Origin of the sequence: Oceanobacillus jordanicus (assembly GCF_022095695.1) — a bacterium.
Lineage (GTDB): Bacteria > Bacillota > Bacilli > Bacillales > Amphibacillaceae > Oceanobacillus_B > Oceanobacillus_B jordanicus.
Map to the genome: position 1 here is coordinate 1 of NZ_JAIFZM010000016.1, position 16,441 is coordinate 16,441.

Below are 16,441 nucleotides of genomic sequence, written 5' to 3' on the forward strand. Positions count from 1 at the left end.
TAGTGAGTCGCTTATCAATTTGGCGACTTTATTAATATACCATGTTGAGAAGATTAAGTCAATGTTTTTTTGAAAATAATTTAACTGTTTATCTCTCAAAATGTTTATCTTGTTGCCGTCTGTTGAAGCAACGTTAATTAATTTACCACGATTCACTTTTGAATGCAAGTACATTTTAAAAAGAAATTAAAGGAAAGTATATTCATATTATTTAGCCAACTTTCCAACTTGCTTTTAAGTCCTTTTCACAATGGAATTTCACCTCTTCTTCTATAGTATATCCAACTATAGAAGTGTATATAAAAGCCCGCCGGAGTGTAACCTCCGGCGGGCTTTACCTATACTCATATTATCTATTACGCATTTGTGGAAACAATAGTACGTCGCGGATAGACGGCGCATTAGTTAGGAGCATAACTAACCTGTCGATTCCAATACCTAGACCACCTGTTGGTGGCATACCATATTCAAGGGCCTCCAAGAAATCGTCGTCCATAAGATGGGCTTCGTCGTTACCCTCTGCTCTTTCTTTCACTTGGGCTTCAAAACGTTCACGTTGATCAATTGGATCATTCAACTCACTAAATGCATTTGCATGTTCGCGTCCTACAATAAATAGCTCGAAACGGTCTGTAAACCGCTCATCTTCAGGATTTTTCTTAGCAAGTGGTGAAATTGCAACTGGATGTCCATAAACGAATGTAGGCTGGATGAGTGTTTCTTCTACCTTCTGCTCAAAAAACTCGTTTACGACATGGCCAAATGACATGGTCTCTTTTATCTCAATGCTATTTTCCTTCGCAAGCTCTCTCGCTTCTTCGTCAGACATTTCCTTCCAGAAGTCTACTCCAGTTGCCTCTTTAACAGCATCTACCATGTGCACCCTTCTCCAGGCTGGCTCAAGATCCACTTCTTCTTCCCCATAGGTCACTTTTGTTGTACCAAGAACTTCTTTGGCAATATGTGCAATTAAGTTCTCTGTTAAGGCCATAACATCCTTGTAATCAGCATAAGCTTCATACAGCTCAATCATCGTAAATTCTGGATTATGTCTTGTTGATACACCTTCATTACGGAATACGCGTCCGATTTCATAAACCTTTTCTAATCCACCTACAATAAGGCGTTTTAGATGTAGTTCAATCGCGATACGCATATATAAAGGAATGTCAAGCGCATTATGATGTGTCTCAAACGGACGAGCAGATGCCCCTCCAGGAATACCATGCATCATAGGTGTCTCAACCTCAAGAAACCCTTGTCCATCTAAATAACGTCTCATTGATTGAATGATTTTACTTCGCAATACAAATGTCTCTCTGCTATCCAGATTCGTTATAAGATCAAGATAACGCTGACGATAGCGTTGTTCAATATCTTTAAGGCCATGATATTTTTCAGGTAATGGGCGAAGTGATTTCGTCAGCAGTTGGAATTCAGCAGCTTTTACAGAAAGCTCCCCAACCTTTGTTTTAAACATAACACCAGTGATACCGACGATGTCTCCTAGATCAGTGGATTGGAATAATTCATATGCCTCTTCTCCAACAGCATCTTTTCGAATGTATAACTGAATTTGACCACTTAAATCTTGGATGTGGGCAAAACCTGCTTTTCCCTTTCCTCTTTTGGTCATCATTCTCCCTGCTATAGTCACTTGATCTGTCTTCTCTTCTAGTTCTTCTTTCGTAAATTGGTCGTATGAATCGAGTAATTCCTGCGCTAGATGCGTCCGCTCAAATTTACTGCCGAACGGATCAAGTCCTTGCTCTCTGTAATTATTCAACTTGTCACGTCTTACCCGCATATGTTCATTTAATTCTTCTGACACCACTATCACTCCTGTCATTAATATAAATCCATAATCTAATTTATAAAAGCCTGCAAATATTAAGCTAGCAGATCTATTTCTAATTCATTTTTATGGCCGGACATCTTCTGTCTCTTTATCCAGCACTAATTCTTCTCTTGTAATTTCAAGGAAATCTGTAATTCTTTTAAGTAATTCATCGTCTGCCTTCTTCGTTCCTCTTTCTACAGCCCCTATTACAGCAATAGGAACATCTGCCTTTTCCGCAAACGTTATTTGTGTGTACCCTTTTAACTTGCGAAAGGCCTTTATTCTTCTACCGATCCGCTTTGCATCCATATTCGTACATCCTTTATGTCTGTTTCTGGAAGTTCTCTTACTAATTCCTTCACATTTTTCCCAAGTGCCTGTATCAATATCGTTGGTGCAATTTCATATAATGGTATAAGAACAAAAGCTCGTTGATGCATTCTTGGGTGAGGAATTATTAATCGTTCCGTTTTACTATTTTCATGATTATAAAGCAAAATGTCAAGGTCTATCGTGCGAGGGCCAAAGCGAACTCCCCTCTTTCTACCGAGTTGTTGCTCAATTTCCTGGCACTTGTCCAACAACTCTACTGGAGAATCAGAGGTATGGACATGCACCACCATATTTAGAAAGTCTGCCTGATCGGTATAACCAACAGGCGCTGTTTCATAAATAGAAGAAACCTTCTCTATTGTTATCTCCGAATGAGCCATTAGCAACCGCAGTGCCTCTTTGAGATGGTCTTCTCTCGGTTCAATATTTGTCCCTAATGCAATATATACTGTGTTCATCCTATCTCTCCCTATATATTTCCACGGCAACAGAATGATAATGCCCTGGTATCGGCGGATCAGGCTTTATCACCTTCACCCTACAAGCCGTAAGCATGGAAAAGGAATGAAGCAACGTTTCTGCAATGCCCTCTGCAACGGATTCAATTAGGTTTTTTGCTTCTCCCTCAACAACTGCTTTGATCTTCTCATAGGCCTGTCCATAATGGATGGAGTCATGCATGTTATCTGATTGCCCCGCTTTCTGCAAACTAACGTATAACTCGACATCCACATTAAACCGCTGCCCGAGCTTGTTTTCCTCAGGGAGTAATCCGTGATACCCATAAAACTGGAGGTTTTGCAGAACTATTTTATCCAATTTCTTCACTTCCTGATCTAAGCATTGCATCCATCATTGTGGCCAATTCTTTGTTCATTCTTACATTGTGGACCCGTACAATCTTTATACCTTTCGTTATGCCGAGGCAGGTCGTTGCACCTGTCCCCACATCACGCTGCTTTGGCTCATTATCCAGTACATTTCCAATAAATCGTTTTCTGGAGGTACCTAGTAACATCGGAAAACCTAATTCACGGAATGCCTCAAGGTTATTCATCACCATAAGGTTATGGGCTCCTGTTTTCGCAAAGCCAACACCCGGATCCAATATTATATTCTCTTCCTTTACTCCTGCTGAGCGGGCAATATCAATGCTTTCTTTAAGGTCCTGCTTCATATCCTCGATGATGTCATCATAATCCATATTATCGCGGTTGTGCATCAAAATAATCGGCACATCATATTCTGCCGCAACTTGTGCAATTGCCGGTTCTTTTTTTGCTCCCCAAACGTCGTTAATCATATCAGCTCCGGCCTCTAGTGCTCTTCTTGCAGTTTCTGCCTTATAGGTATCGATTGAAATTGGTAACGATACCTTTTCCTTGATCGCTTTGATAGCAGGAATGACCCTATTTAATTCCTCTTCGAGTGCTACGGGATCATGGTCCGGCCGAGTGGATTCCCCGCCGATATCAAGGATGTCCGCCCCTTCGCCTTCCATAAGAATTGCTTGCTGCACCGCCTTATGAACAGAATCATAGCTACCTCCGTCTGAAAAGGAGTCTGGTGTTACGTTCAGTATTCCCATAATATGTGTTCGTTCTGTTAGATCGTATATAGTATGTTTTGTTTTAATTTTCAACTAAATCGGCCCTTCCTTCGCACCTTTAAGTCACCTACTATCGTACCATAAACCCGCATGGCAGGCGACCTGTTTCGCCATACGCTAAACATGAACCATCGTAAGCTAACCGGTATCCACTGTTCTCCCAGACAAAAGGCCAGCACCTCCGCAGGTGCTGGCCTTACATCAAAGAGTTCTTAGTTATTATCCTCTTCAAATTGGTAAAGCGGTGTAGACAAATAACGCTCTCCATTGTCAGGGAATACAGCTAGAACTTTTTTCCCTTTGCCAAGCTGTTTGGCAACCTTTTTGGCTGCTGCTATCGCGGCTCCAGCTGAAATCCCGCCGAGTATTCCATTTGTAGTAGCTACTTCACGAGAGGTAGCAAAGGCTTCCTCATTTGAAATACGAATCACTTCATCATAAATTTTTGTATCGAGTATTTGTGGAACAAAACCTGCTCCGATACCCTGAATCTTATGAGGTCCAGGCTTATCCCCAGATAGTACAGCAGAATCCTCTGGCTCGACTGCGTATACTTTAATCCCTTTAAAATGTTCTTTTAATACTTTTCCAGCTCCTGTAATTGTCCCACCTGTTCCAATTCCAGAAACAAACCCATCAAGTTCTTCTCCCATTTGCTCGACAATTTCTTTCCCTGTTGTCCGGGCATGTATCTCAGGGTTCGCTTCATTGTTAAATTGTTGTGGCATAAAATAGCCATTTTCTTTCTGTAATTCTGCTGCTTTACTAATAGCACCTTTCATTCCTTCGGCTCCTGGCGTCAGGACAAGCTTCGCTCCATATGCACGCAGTAGATTTCTTCGCTCTTTACTCATTGTGTCTGGCATGACTAGAATCGCACGGTACCCTTTAGCAGCTGCTACCATCGCGAGGCCAATTCCTGTGTTTCCACTTGTTGGCTCGATAATCGTATCGCCCGCTTTTAAAGCACCCTCTTTTTCAGCTGCCTCTATCATTGCTAATGCAATTCGGTCCTTGACTGAACTTCCAGGATTCATAAATTCAAGCTTTACATAAATGTCAGCACTGTTTTCTTCCGCAATCCCATTTAGTTTCACAATAGGAGTCTGACCAATCAGTCCAGAAATATTATCAGCTACTCTCATTAAAACCCCTCCTAATTCCTAGTCATTTTGTATGATTTAATTCTAATGTACGGTTTATCACAGTAAATGTCAACCTATAGTAGTTTATTCATCATACACCCATTCAATGTCCAGTTCCTCCCATAAAGGGTTCGCGTTTAGGGTTTGATCGAGTTCATGCATAGCTAGCTCACTTCTAATATATGGCTTCATTTCTTCATAGGTAAAATCGATTGCTGATAACCTTTTGTGCAGGTAAACAATGGCATAACCGCTCCCCACTTCGAAAGGTTCGCTATATGAATGTTCATCCATATCGGCAACTACATCTTCATAGCCTGCAGGGAAGAATTGACTAGTAGTAAAAATGTATCCCATATAGCCGCCATCATCCCTTGTTTCTTCATCAGTAGAGTACTCTTTTGCAAGCATGTTAAAAGAGGCTCCATTATCCAACTCTTCTACAACTTTATTAGCCGTTTCTTCATCCTCAACTACGATATGGGAAAGCTGCATAGATGGTGTAACATTATACTGGTTGCCGTAGGTTTGATAATGGCTCTCCATATCTCCCTCAGGGATTTCGGTTCCTTCCGTTAACAGCATTTCTAATTGGTAACGGTAACGGATATCCTTACGCCACCCTTCTTCTGCCTTATCAAGTTCTTCCTTGGTCATGACACCTTGCATAGCGGTCAACATTGCTACTTCTCGGTCTATTACTTTCTCGTCTATCTCAATTCCCTTTTCTTCCGCCAATTGACTTACAACCTGGTGGTCAATTAACGTTTTCAATTGTTTTTCTCCATGGTTGGAACGCAAGCTGCTCATCCAATTTTCGTAAGTGATTTCCACATCACCAACAGTTGCAACTGGCTTTTTCGCATCAATGGCAGGAACACCTTCATCCTCTTCACTTACAGATGTTTGCTCCCCGTTATTCCAAAAAGTTAAGGTAGCGATATTGGTGATGAGTAGGATAACGATGATGCTAAGCAATAATTTTTTGGACATTCCTCAATTCCCCCTGTGTACCTTGCTCGCTTTACTGCTTTAATGTCTTTAACTCTTCCTCAGTAAATACGTATTTCTCATTGCAGAAGTGACAACTTGCTTCAGCACCATGGTCCTCCTGAATCATGTTTTCTATCTCTTCATTTCCCAATCCAATGATAGCTTGTTCAAGTCTTTCTCTCGAACATCTACAACGGAATTCGATTGGTAGCTTTTCATGAATTTTTAGCTCTTCTTGACCAAGTAACCGTTCTAGTATTTCCTCTGGGCTATTCCCCTCTCTAATTAACGAAGAAATAGGTGGGATTGATTCAATTTGCTTTTCCAATCGTGTAATAATGTCATCATCCGCGCCTGGCATAATTTGAACAATAAAACCACCAGCAGCCAAAATAGTGTGATCAGGGTTCACAAGAACTCCTGCACCTACCGCAGAAGGGACCTGCTCTGAGTTAGCAAAATAATACGTGAAGTCTTCACTAATTTCCCCGGAAATAACCGGTACCTCTCCTGTGAAGAAATCTTTAAGCCCTAAGTCTTTAATAACGCTTAAGTTTCCTTCTGTTCCTACTGCCCTTGCTACATCGAGTTTTCCTTTATCATTTAAATCAAAATCCACATGCGGGTTCGATACATAACCACGGACATGGCCATTCGCGTCAGCATCTGCTATGATAGCGCCGATTGGTCCTCCACCTTCTACTTTTACAGTTAGTGAATCTTCACCTTTTAACATAGCCCCCATCATAGCTGTAATGGTCAACGTTCTCCCCATAGCAGCAGATGCAGTTGCCCAGGTATCATGTCTTCCACGAGCCTCTTCCACTGTTTCCGTAGATGTCGCAGCATATGCTCTTACTTTCCCCTGGTATGCCGTTGCTTTTATTAAATAATCCTTCATGCTGTTTTCCTCCTTTTGTACATTACGCTTTGTAATTCTTTTGATAGATCAGGTAAAGTCCTTTTAATGTTAAATGAGGGTCTACATGATCAATCGTGTCTGATTCATGGGAAATTAACGCTGCCAATCCCCCAGTGGCTATAACTGTTGCTTTTACATTGTGTTGTTTCTCAATACGTTTTACTATTCCATCGACTTGACCAACATATCCATAAAACACACCAGACTGCATTGCTTCCACTGTTGAAGTTCCTACTACACGCTCTGGTGGTACAATTTCTATTTTAGGCAACTTAGATGCTTTGCTATAAAGTGCTTCCATTGAAACATTTATGCCCGGGGAAATAACGCCGCCTACATATTCCTCGTCCTCATTAACATAGCAATACGTTGTAGCTGTACCAAAATCAATTATGATTAATGGTCCCTTGTATTCCGTGATGGCGCCCACCGCATTGACAATACGATCTGCTCCAATCTCATGTGGATTCGGGTACTGCATTTTAAGATGGGACTGAACATCTGCCTTCCCGATAACCAGGGGTTCTATATTAAAATAAAGCTTGCACATTTTCTCCAACGCAAACATTATCGGCGGAACAACAGATGAAATGATAACCCCATGTATATCTGAAAAGGCTATCCCTTTATGATCAAGTAAAGACTTAATTAGCATTCCAAATTCATCTTCTGTTTTATAACGGTCTGTCTTAATCCGCCATTCGTGTTTAAGCTCGTCCTGTTCAAACACTCCCAGAACCGTATTCGTGTTTCCTACATCCAGTACAAATAGCATAACGTATCCAGACCCTTCTATATAAAGTGAAACTTCATTTGGTGGGGGTAAGGCGGGATAAGCCTCTTAAATCCCAATTTCACCTTATAATATAACATAATTCAACATGAAATGTGCAATGTCTAGATTCGCTACCCCTGTTGGATAAGGCTTTCTTTTAGGCTCGCTAAAATATTTCTCCTCCTTGCCTAAAATCACCTCTTAGATAATGTGTTATAAATACTGCAAAACCATAAAGGGACCAGAACAAGAAAGGTAACCTAGATAAGCAAAAAGGCAGCCCTCCAATTTGGAGAACTGCCTTTCATTTATCAATTAATCTTATTTATTCTCTTTATCGTCATCATCACCGGAAGCAGGTTTGTTATCCTGCATAATCGGATCATTAATATAACGATCTTTTTCTTCTTTATGTTGTACCTCTTCCTTTGCTTCTGTGTAAGATTCCGGCTCTTCGTCTTTAGATTGAATGTTTACTTTCACATCTTTAGATTCCGTACCGTAATCTTCTGGCTCAGGAAGCGTGCCATCTTCAAAGAGTGCTTTGATTTGTTTCGCATCAAGTGTTTCTACATCAAGAAGCGTTTTGGCAACTAATTCAAGCTTATCGCGGTTTTCCGTAAGAATGGTTTTCGCGCGCTCATAACAATAATTGATGAAATTCTGCATTTCCTGATCAATATCATGTGCAATGGCATCACTATAATTCTGCTCATTGCCGATATCTCTACCAAGGAATACATCGCCACCGCCGCCACTAGTAAACTGGAGCGGTCCTATTTTATCACTCATACCGTACTCGGTGATCATCTTACGAGCAATTCCTGTTGCACGTTGGAAGTCATTATGTGCTCCAGTACTTGCTTCTCCAAAGATTAATTCTTCGGCAACACGTCCACCAAGTAGCCCTGTAATCTTGTCAAACAGCTCTGGCTTTGTCATGAAGTAACGATCTTCTCTTGGGAGCATGACAGCATATCCGCCAGCCTGGCCACGAGGGACAATGGTTACCTTATGAACCATATCTGCATCATCTAGGACCATCCCGATAATCGTGTGACCACTTTCATGGTATGCAACGATATTACGTTCTTTCTGTGAGATAACTCTGCTTTTCTTCGCAGGACCTGCGATTACTCTGTCAATCGCTTCATCGACATCAAGCATATTGATCTCCGTTCGGTCTGAACGAGCCGCAACAAGTGCCGCTTCGTTAAGAAGGTTTTCCAGATCCGCACCAGAGAATCCTGGGGTACGCATCGCAATAACTTTTAGATCCACTGTGCTATCTAGTGGTTTATTTCTTGCGTGAACTTGCAATACTTCCTGACGACCTTTTACATCAGGGCGGTCTACCGTAATTTGACGGTCAAAACGTCCTGGGCGTAAGAGGGCTGGATCAAGAATATCTGCACGGTTTGTTGCAGCAATGATAATGATACCTTCATTTACACCAAAGCCGTCCATTTCAACAAGTAATTGGTTCAATGTTTGCTCACGTTCATCATGACCACCGCCGAGTCCAGCACCACGCTGTCTACCAACAGCATCAATTTCATCAATGAAAATGATACATGGCGCATTCTTCTTCGCGTTTTCAAATAAATCACGTACACGGGATGCCCCGACACCAACAAACATCTCAACAAAGTCAGAACCACTAATAGAGAAGAATGGTGTTCCGGCTTCTCCAGCAACTGCACGTGCCAACAATGTTTTACCTGTACCTGGAGGTCCTACAAGCAGTACCCCTTTAGGAATTCTCGCACCAACGGCGGAGAATTTACGTGGATCCTTCAAGAAGTCCACTACTTCAACGAGCTCTTGTTTCTCTTCATCAGCACCTGCTACATCTTTAAAACGTACCTTTTTCTTTTCTTCACTGTACATTTTAGCTTTGCTTTTACCAAAGTTCATGACACGGCCACCGCCGCCTCCACCTTGTGCCTGGCTAAGTATAAATAAGAAGAACAGTCCGATAATTAGAAACGGTATCATAGTAGTTAGAAAAGTTACCCAAGCACTTGGCTGTTCCTCTTCTTCTACTTTAAGTATACTTTGTTCCTGAGCCTGATCTGTGATCGAGGCAACTATATCTGTATTATCTGGAACCTGTGCTACGAATTGTTTTTCTTCATCCGTAAGTGTTCCGGAGTAGCGGATAATACCATTTGCTGGCTGCATCGTCATCTCTTCGATTTCACCATTATTTAAAGCATCCGTAAATTGTTTTACATTAAATTCTTCTGCTTCTTCATTCTGTCCGTTAAATACTCCTATTACGCCGACAACGACAAAAAATATGAGTACCCAGAAGAATACATTGCGAAATATCCGATTCATTGCCTACCTCCTCCCAAGCGGGAAAAACTATATAACATCGTACCATAAGAAAAAGTTGGAATACAACTAATTTCCCTTATTCAACCAGTTTAATCCATGAATTGTTCTTAACGCTTTTAAATCCCTATTTTATTGAAGAAAAACTATTCTTCTCCACCATAAATTTTCGGCTTAAGTACACCGATATATGGAAGGTTGCGGTATTTCTCTTGATAGTCTAAACCATAACCGACAACAAACTCATTAGGCACTTCAAACCCAACTATGTCTGCTTTCACTGCTGCTGTTCTGCCAGACGGTTTATCAAGCAGTGTTACAATTTTAATGGACTTGGCTTTACGGTATTTAAACAGATCCACTAAATAACTTAAGGTTAAACCACTATCGATAATATCTTCAATTATCAGCAGGTCCCGGCCTTCTACCTTTGTATCAAGGTCTTTGACTATTTTAACTTCACCAGAAGATCTCATTTCACCCCCGTAGCTGGAAACATCCATAAAGTCCATTTCCAAATGAACCTCTGTGTAACGAAGGATGTCAGACATAAATGGCATTGCCCCTTTTAGGACACCAATTGCCAATGGGAATTTCCCATCATATTCCTTAGTCAGTTGTTCCCCAAGTTCTTTACACTTATTAGTGATATCTTCCTGGGAGATTAAAATTTCCTTAATATCGTCGTGCATGTTTGCTCCTCCTACATGTTGCCATTTTCATAGTGTAATTGAATATACGAAGCAGAGTTCGACTTTCTTTTGGGGTATCCCTTTTTAAGGCCGATAAGCCAGAGAATTTCCCCATTATTATCTGTTACAATTGGCCAGGTATCCCTCTCATTTCTTGGGATTTTTGCATCGATAAAGATGTCTTTTACTTTTTTACTTCCATTCAAACCTTTCCAACGCATCTTATCACCAAATTGCCGTGTTCTAATATGTAATGGTAAAGCTACCTGATCCATACTACAAAAATATGTAAGCTCGTCCTCCTCTGTACACTTATTAACGGACAAAGCCGTAACGGTCGATCCGTCTGGTAAGGAAACCTTCCCTGGTATCTCCATTATGTTATGAAACGTGTCGCCTTGCTCCTGTTGCGTTTCAAAATAAAACCGTACATTTGCATAGGACTTTTCCAACTTTAAATGGTGGGGGAAATCAATTTGGACATTGCTTTTTTCACTTTGTAATAATGAGAAAAAATGCGCTTCGTGTACATAAGATAGGTTCTTTGGCAAATCTTCATACAGATAATTTAATATTAGATGAAAGGCACGTCTTTGTAAAGCGCGGGGGTACTGCTTGAAGCTATTAATTTCAAACATGGCTTCACAATTGGAGAGATTAGTTCCAACCACAGCTTTAACCATATTTTTAGCTTCCATCTGGAGGAAGTTTTCATCCTCTTGAAGGGTTTCACTTAAGTGCTGCATTGTTGTATGTATATTACTGTTTTTTTCTTTTATTAATGGTAGAACTTGTTTTCTAAAATAATTCCGTGTGTAATTTATCTCATTGTTAGAAGGATCTATTCTCGGAACGATTTGTTCTGCAACACAGTAGGCTTCAATTTCTTTTTTGGTGACACAGAGAAATGGTCTAATAATTCTACCTGTCGCAAAGGTTCTTTTAACAGGAATCCCTGATAAAGTGTTTGAGCTTGCTGAACGGACAAATTCCATTAACATTGTCTCGACTTGGTCATCCCCGTGATGACCCAACGCTAGATAGGATGCATTAAAACGTTGCATTTGTTCAGCAAAGAACTGATAACGAAGCTCCCTCGCAGCAATTTGGGTTCCAAGGTGGTGTGTTTCTTTATACGCAGGAACGTCCAAAGAAGTTCCAACAAATTGAATATCCCACTGCTTGCACATTTCCTTTACATAGTGAAGGTCCTCCAAGGACTCCTCTCCCCGTAATTGATGGTCTACAGAAATTGCAATGAGTTTAAGCTGCCACTCCTTTCGCAAACTTTTAAGAAAGTGTAAAAGCGCCATGGAGTCAGGCCCCCCGGACACCCCTATAAGGACGGTAGCATTCATTGTAAGTAACTGTTTTCCCTTTATAAAAGAAAGGATTGTGTTTTTCATTATGTGCATCTCCAACTAACCCATTTTTGTTCATCCTATCACAGAATTAGCAGGGAATAAAGCAAGCTCCACTGCTGAACCAGACTATAAAAGCAGGGATAACAAATAGTAGCCAACAGCTAAGAAGGTTAAGCCGCCTATTTCCATTGCAACCGGTTTTGTCGATTTCGTCTTTTTCCTACTCTGGGTACGAGTTTGTGTTTGTTTATGGTGTTGAACCCTTTGTAACAGCTGTATTAGTTCTCTTTTCATATCAGCACTTGAAGTGTATTTGCCAATTAACGCTTTTTTCAATACATGACGATATGGTGTAAGTGCTTTTACCTCATTGATTTTTCGCATTAAAGTTGCTTCTGGGTTGGCCCCTTTTTCAAACCGCTTTGGATAATATACATGTAAGAACACCATCACAAAGGCGAATAAATCATAGCTCGGTTCAGCCTTTCTTGTCCCCATTCCCCAATATCCCCGATCATAAAACTCAGTGTACTCCTTAATTGCTCGACCAATTTGTGTGGTTCCTCCCACATCCACCCACCGAAGCCTTGGCGGTGTCTGGATGACCATCAAGTTCTCTGTCTTTAAATCACCGAAAACCCATCCAGACTGATGAAGTTTGTTTAGATCCTCCAAAAGCTGGAGCATGAAAACGCCAAGCCATTCTTTCCCCTGCTGTTGAATAAAGGCACCTAAGGGTTCTCCCTTTAAGTATTCCATGACATAAAAGGAATACTTTGCCCCAAGCGGGGATGCCCAATCATCGACATCCAATAAATAAGGCCCAAGACGAGTACCCTGGACCTTTTCAAGTGATTTTAGTACATTGACCTCTACCGTCATTGATGTGCTATTGTCACTAATTTTTAGTGCGGCAGGTCGTCCATTGACATCACATAAGTAGACGGAGCCGATTGCACCTGCTCCAAGCTTTTTCTTAATTAGATATTTCTTTTTGTGCCATTTACCTTCAATGAACATCCCTGGTCTAACTTCCGAATCATGCTTCTTCCAATCCTGCTTCATCATCCCTGAAGCTCCTTAATAAGGTTTTCTTTCCAAACTGATACATTGCTTCCCTAATCGCTGGACCTGTTGGTGTAATACCACCACTCGTTAGCTTTGGAAAGATAGTGGAAATGGAATCAAGTCTCGGAGACCAGTCAAATACTTTTTCCATATCCTTGCGTTTACCAGGGAAACTAAAAATGCTGAACCGATTCCGTCCGATTCTTGCATTTAAGCTGAGCGAAAGATCGATTAATGCTTCCTTCACTGTCTCAAGTTTATCATGCATACTGGCGCTTGTATCAACGAGTACAAGTACTTCCAGGTCACATGTCTCCCCCATATCCTCCACAACTTCCATAATTTCTCCTCGTTTTTCCGGATCAAGGTCTTCCATGGATTGCTCTGAGCCGAGTATTTGCTTTAGTTCCTTGTTTACAAAGCCTTGCAATGTTTGCGTCATAGCCTGTTTTGTAACCATCTGTACAGTTTGGGATAGGGATTGCTTATAGACAAGCTGACTTACCCCGCCGCCTGATTGCGCGATCTCCTCGACTTCTTGTAACCCTTCTGTCTCTTCTGTGTGTGTATCTTCCATAATCCCAATTACATTTACGGTGATACCTTGCTGATTTGCAAGCGCAGCAGTAGCAGCTGGGTCTTCCCCCTTATTAGAACATCCGTCTGTTATAAGTAATATTTGCTTTATCGTACCTTTTTTCAAAACCATCTACCTCCCGTTTATTCCAGTAACATCATCGCCAGAAAAAGGAAGGTTTATACATTTTCACAAGCCATATTCCTACTCTATTGCGCTTTGTCACGATAAACAGGAACTGCTGCCCATTCTGGTTTGTTCTCGGTAATCTTAGCCACAAGCACGGTCATATCATCTTCAATTTCACCAGCGCGTGTCCGAACAACCTCCTCTAGTAATAAATCAGCAATTTCTTGAGGATCCTCTGTCTTCATTTCACGGATTTTTCGTTTTAACCACATATCTGTGTTTTCCACATGCTTTGGACCATCAAATATTCCGTCACTCATCATAATAAGGACATCCCCCGCCATAAGCTGATCATTCACGATGTCTACATCGAACTCCTGAATAATTCCCATTGGTAAATTGCTTGCCTCCACGCGAATAAGCTTGTCTCCTCGTTTAATGAAACTTGGTGATGAACCAATTTTTAAAAAGCGAACAAACGCATTATGCAAATCGATCACTGCTAGGTCTAATGTGGCGAACATCTCATCCGTTGTTCTTAAGGAAAGAATAGAATTAATAGACTTGATAGCTACCTTCTCTGGAATACCGGTCTGCAAAATTTGCTGTAAGAGTCTTAATGTTTCCATGCTTTCCTCTCTGGCACGTTTTCCGTTCCCCATTCCATCGCTAATTGCCATAGCGTATTTCCCTGCACCAAGCTCTATTGTTGTAAAGCTATCACCTGATACAAGTCCTCCACCCTTCGCTGCATTGGAGGCACCTGTTTCCACAACAAACGCTTTTGCTGAGCCAAAGGAGATGTAACTATACCCATTTGGGAATGGCGAAATCTCCTCTTCCTTCACGATAATCATTTCGTTTAATATATCTGAGAGAACAGGTGCAATCAGCTTAGAGCCCTCTCCGTTATAACTATAAAAACTAACCGTCATATCGATGTCCACACTGCCTTTTTCAAGACGGTAGATGTCAAGCTTTTCAAGATCTATTCCCATATGCTTCAGTGCATTAATAATTTGCACCTCCTGCTGCTCATGCTGCTGCCTTTCTTTTAAAATCTCTTTTGCAAAGTCATCCATTACCTCCGAAACACCTTGTAATTGATCTGCTACCAACCGCTTGCTTCCCATTACTTGTTGTTTCAACCTTCTATTTGCTTCCAAGAAGGACGTTTCCTCTTTCATTGCTTCTACTACCTTCTTAGATTTGACACAGTAATTTTCAAACTCCCTGGCTACTTTTCGGTTTGGCTCATTTCCTTCCGCCATATCCTCTTTCATTTCTTCCATATAAGCATAGGTCTTATCAAACTGCTTCTGCCAGCAGCGTTCCTTCATAAAGCAGGTCTGACATGTTTTCTCTGTCACCTGGCTTAGAAAATAGTCTGTTTCTCGCTTTGAATCCTCTTCTTCCAGTTCGGGTGGATCCATGGTGTTAAAGCTTTTCGATAGGGCTTCAAACACATCGGAAAACTGCTCGACACGTTTTGCCGTCACATTGCGGACTTTTTGTAAATACTGTTCTTGCTCTTTCGTGTATTCTTCTGTTCCAGGGATATAGCGGGCAATCCGTTTAAAGATACTTGCTGGCGTTAGTAGGAATAAGACGATCGCCATAGATGACTCTATGATGGATGGTACAACATTGGCAGCATCACCATAAATGCCAATTAGAAAAGTACCGACAAGTAAACCAGCAGCCACCCCTGGCTTCTTCCCTTCCTTAAGTAAGCCACCAAGTAGGCCAGAAAATGCGAGCAAGCTCATCTGATAAAGATTGGCTACATTCGCAAGGGATAGAATTAGCCCCGCTACTACCCCAACGGTAGAACCAATCGCTGCACCTCCAACAAACGATAATAGCAATACAAAGTATCTAGACAAAACCTGCTCCGCCGAGGCACCATATAGCTCCCATCCAATTGTACCTGTGAGAATGGATGCTATAAGAATAATCACACAGACAATTTCTTCATTTTTCAAACTCGGTTTATAACGTTTAGGGGATAAAAGTGGGATACTCTGCATAAAGATTAATACAAGGACCGTTCCCAGAACACCCTCGACAAAGAGTAGCAACCATTCATAGGAGCTTAACTGCCCATTAAGAGAATATAGAAATAGACGGGTTGCCACTGTGGAAGAAAAGACAAATAGAGGAATAAGGATCTGCTGCCTTTTGACTTTCTTAAAAAACCCGGCCATTAAAATAAATAACAATATAGCAATAGAAAGAAAAATACTTTGCGGGATTGAATAAGTTAACGCACCCGCTAAAACAGCGAGAAGGGATCTGGCTGTTTTTTCTCGATGAACAAACCACATCGTTGCGAGAAACGCTACTGCAAAAGGCGATACTGCAGAAAGGATAACAGCTCGTCCCAACAGAAAGCCAACAATGTAGTAGAGTATCCCTTTATCCAAAAACAGCGTTGAAACTTTAGTATGGACCTTTCTTCGAAGCGCTTTCACCTTATTACCATTCTCTGCTCCATATACACCAGGATCTATCCCAGAAATTGAACTCATATAAAACCACTCCCGTCATTAGTGAGGTTAATTAAACCACATTATGACTTCTTTTTTTGTCAAAACAACAGAGCAGGTCCCATAAATCGTTCGACGTCTTTTTAGTACTTCAGCAGAGTTCTA

At 41.2% G+C, this 16,441-nt stretch carries 15 protein-coding genes; all 15 read right to left on the reverse strand.

Annotated elements, in window-relative coordinates:
* Positions 1 to 349: 349 nt before the first annotated feature.
* Entirely contained in the window at positions 350 to 1,849 is a 1,500-nt protein-coding gene (lysS, locus tag K3T81_RS15790; RefSeq protein WP_238021003.1) for a lysine--tRNA ligase, read from the reverse strand.
* 72 nt (positions 1,850 to 1,921) lie between these two features.
* Complete coding sequence (locus K3T81_RS15795; RefSeq protein ID WP_106895398.1) at positions 1,922 to 2,149, reverse strand: helix-turn-helix domain-containing protein; 228 nt, start codon at positions 2,147 to 2,149, stop codon at positions 1,922 to 1,924.
* Positions 2,119 to 2,631 (reverse strand): 2-amino-4-hydroxy-6-hydroxymethyldihydropteridine diphosphokinase, encoded by a 513-nt coding sequence (folK, locus tag K3T81_RS15800; RefSeq protein ID WP_238021004.1) that lies wholly within the window; start codon positions 2,629 to 2,631, stop codon positions 2,119 to 2,121. The genes K3T81_RS15795 and folK overlap by 31 nt, the downstream gene beginning before the upstream one ends.
* 1 nt (position 2,632) lies before the next feature.
* Entirely contained in the window at positions 2,633 to 2,992 is a 360-nt protein-coding gene (gene folB, locus K3T81_RS15805; RefSeq protein ID WP_036578244.1) for a dihydroneopterin aldolase, read from the reverse strand.
* Positions 2,985 to 3,815 (reverse strand): dihydropteroate synthase, encoded by an 831-nt coding sequence (gene folP, locus K3T81_RS15810; protein WP_238021005.1) that lies wholly within the window; start codon positions 3,813 to 3,815, stop codon positions 2,985 to 2,987. The genes folB and folP overlap by 8 nt, the downstream gene beginning before the upstream one ends.
* Before the next feature lie 179 nt (positions 3,816 to 3,994).
* Positions 3,995 to 4,927 carry a cysteine synthase A gene (gene cysK / locus K3T81_RS15815; protein ID WP_238021006.1) on the reverse strand — a complete coding sequence of 311 codons (933 nt, stop codon included), beginning with the start codon at positions 4,925 to 4,927 and terminating at the stop codon, positions 3,995 to 3,997.
* A gap of 84 nt (positions 4,928 to 5,011) precedes the next feature.
* Positions 5,012 to 5,920: a peptidylprolyl isomerase gene (locus K3T81_RS15820; RefSeq protein WP_106895395.1), complete on the reverse strand. Its 909-nt coding sequence runs from the start codon at positions 5,918 to 5,920 to the stop codon at positions 5,012 to 5,014.
* Positions 5,921 to 5,951: 31 nt separating this feature from the next.
* Complete coding sequence (gene hslO / locus K3T81_RS15825; protein WP_106895394.1) at positions 5,952 to 6,821, reverse strand: Hsp33 family molecular chaperone HslO; 870 nt, start codon at positions 6,819 to 6,821, stop codon at positions 5,952 to 5,954.
* A 22-nt stretch (positions 6,822 to 6,843) separates the two neighbouring features.
* Positions 6,844 to 7,617 (reverse strand): type III pantothenate kinase, encoded by a 774-nt coding sequence (locus tag K3T81_RS15830; protein WP_238021007.1) that lies wholly within the window; start codon positions 7,615 to 7,617, stop codon positions 6,844 to 6,846.
* 321 nt (positions 7,618 to 7,938) lie between these two features.
* Entirely contained in the window at positions 7,939 to 9,960 is a 2,022-nt protein-coding gene (gene ftsH / locus K3T81_RS15835; protein ID WP_238021008.1) for an ATP-dependent zinc metalloprotease FtsH, read from the reverse strand.
* Positions 9,961 to 10,103: 143 nt separating this feature from the next.
* The gene (hpt, locus tag K3T81_RS15840) at positions 10,104 to 10,649 is read right to left on the reverse strand and encodes a hypoxanthine phosphoribosyltransferase (RefSeq protein ID WP_106895391.1); all 546 of its coding nucleotides are present in this window, start codon (positions 10,647 to 10,649) and stop codon (positions 10,104 to 10,106) included.
* Positions 10,650 to 10,660: 11 nt separating this feature from the next.
* Positions 10,661 to 12,055 carry a tRNA lysidine(34) synthetase TilS gene (tilS, locus tag K3T81_RS15845; RefSeq protein WP_238021009.1) on the reverse strand — a complete coding sequence of 465 codons (1,395 nt, stop codon included), beginning with the start codon at positions 12,053 to 12,055 and terminating at the stop codon, positions 10,661 to 10,663.
* An 84-nt stretch (positions 12,056 to 12,139) separates the two neighbouring features.
* Entirely contained in the window at positions 12,140 to 13,078 is a 939-nt protein-coding gene (locus K3T81_RS15850; RefSeq protein ID WP_238021047.1) for a protein kinase domain-containing protein, read from the reverse strand.
* Positions 13,053 to 13,784: a VWA domain-containing protein gene (locus tag K3T81_RS15855; protein WP_036578230.1), complete on the reverse strand. Its 732-nt coding sequence runs from the start codon at positions 13,782 to 13,784 to the stop codon at positions 13,053 to 13,055. The genes K3T81_RS15850 and K3T81_RS15855 overlap by 26 nt, the downstream gene beginning before the upstream one ends.
* 83 nt (positions 13,785 to 13,867) lie before the next feature.
* Complete coding sequence (gene spoIIE / locus K3T81_RS15860) at positions 13,868 to 16,318, reverse strand: stage II sporulation protein E (RefSeq protein ID WP_238021010.1); 2,451 nt, start codon at positions 16,316 to 16,318, stop codon at positions 13,868 to 13,870.
* Positions 16,319 to 16,441 lie beyond the last annotated feature (123 nt).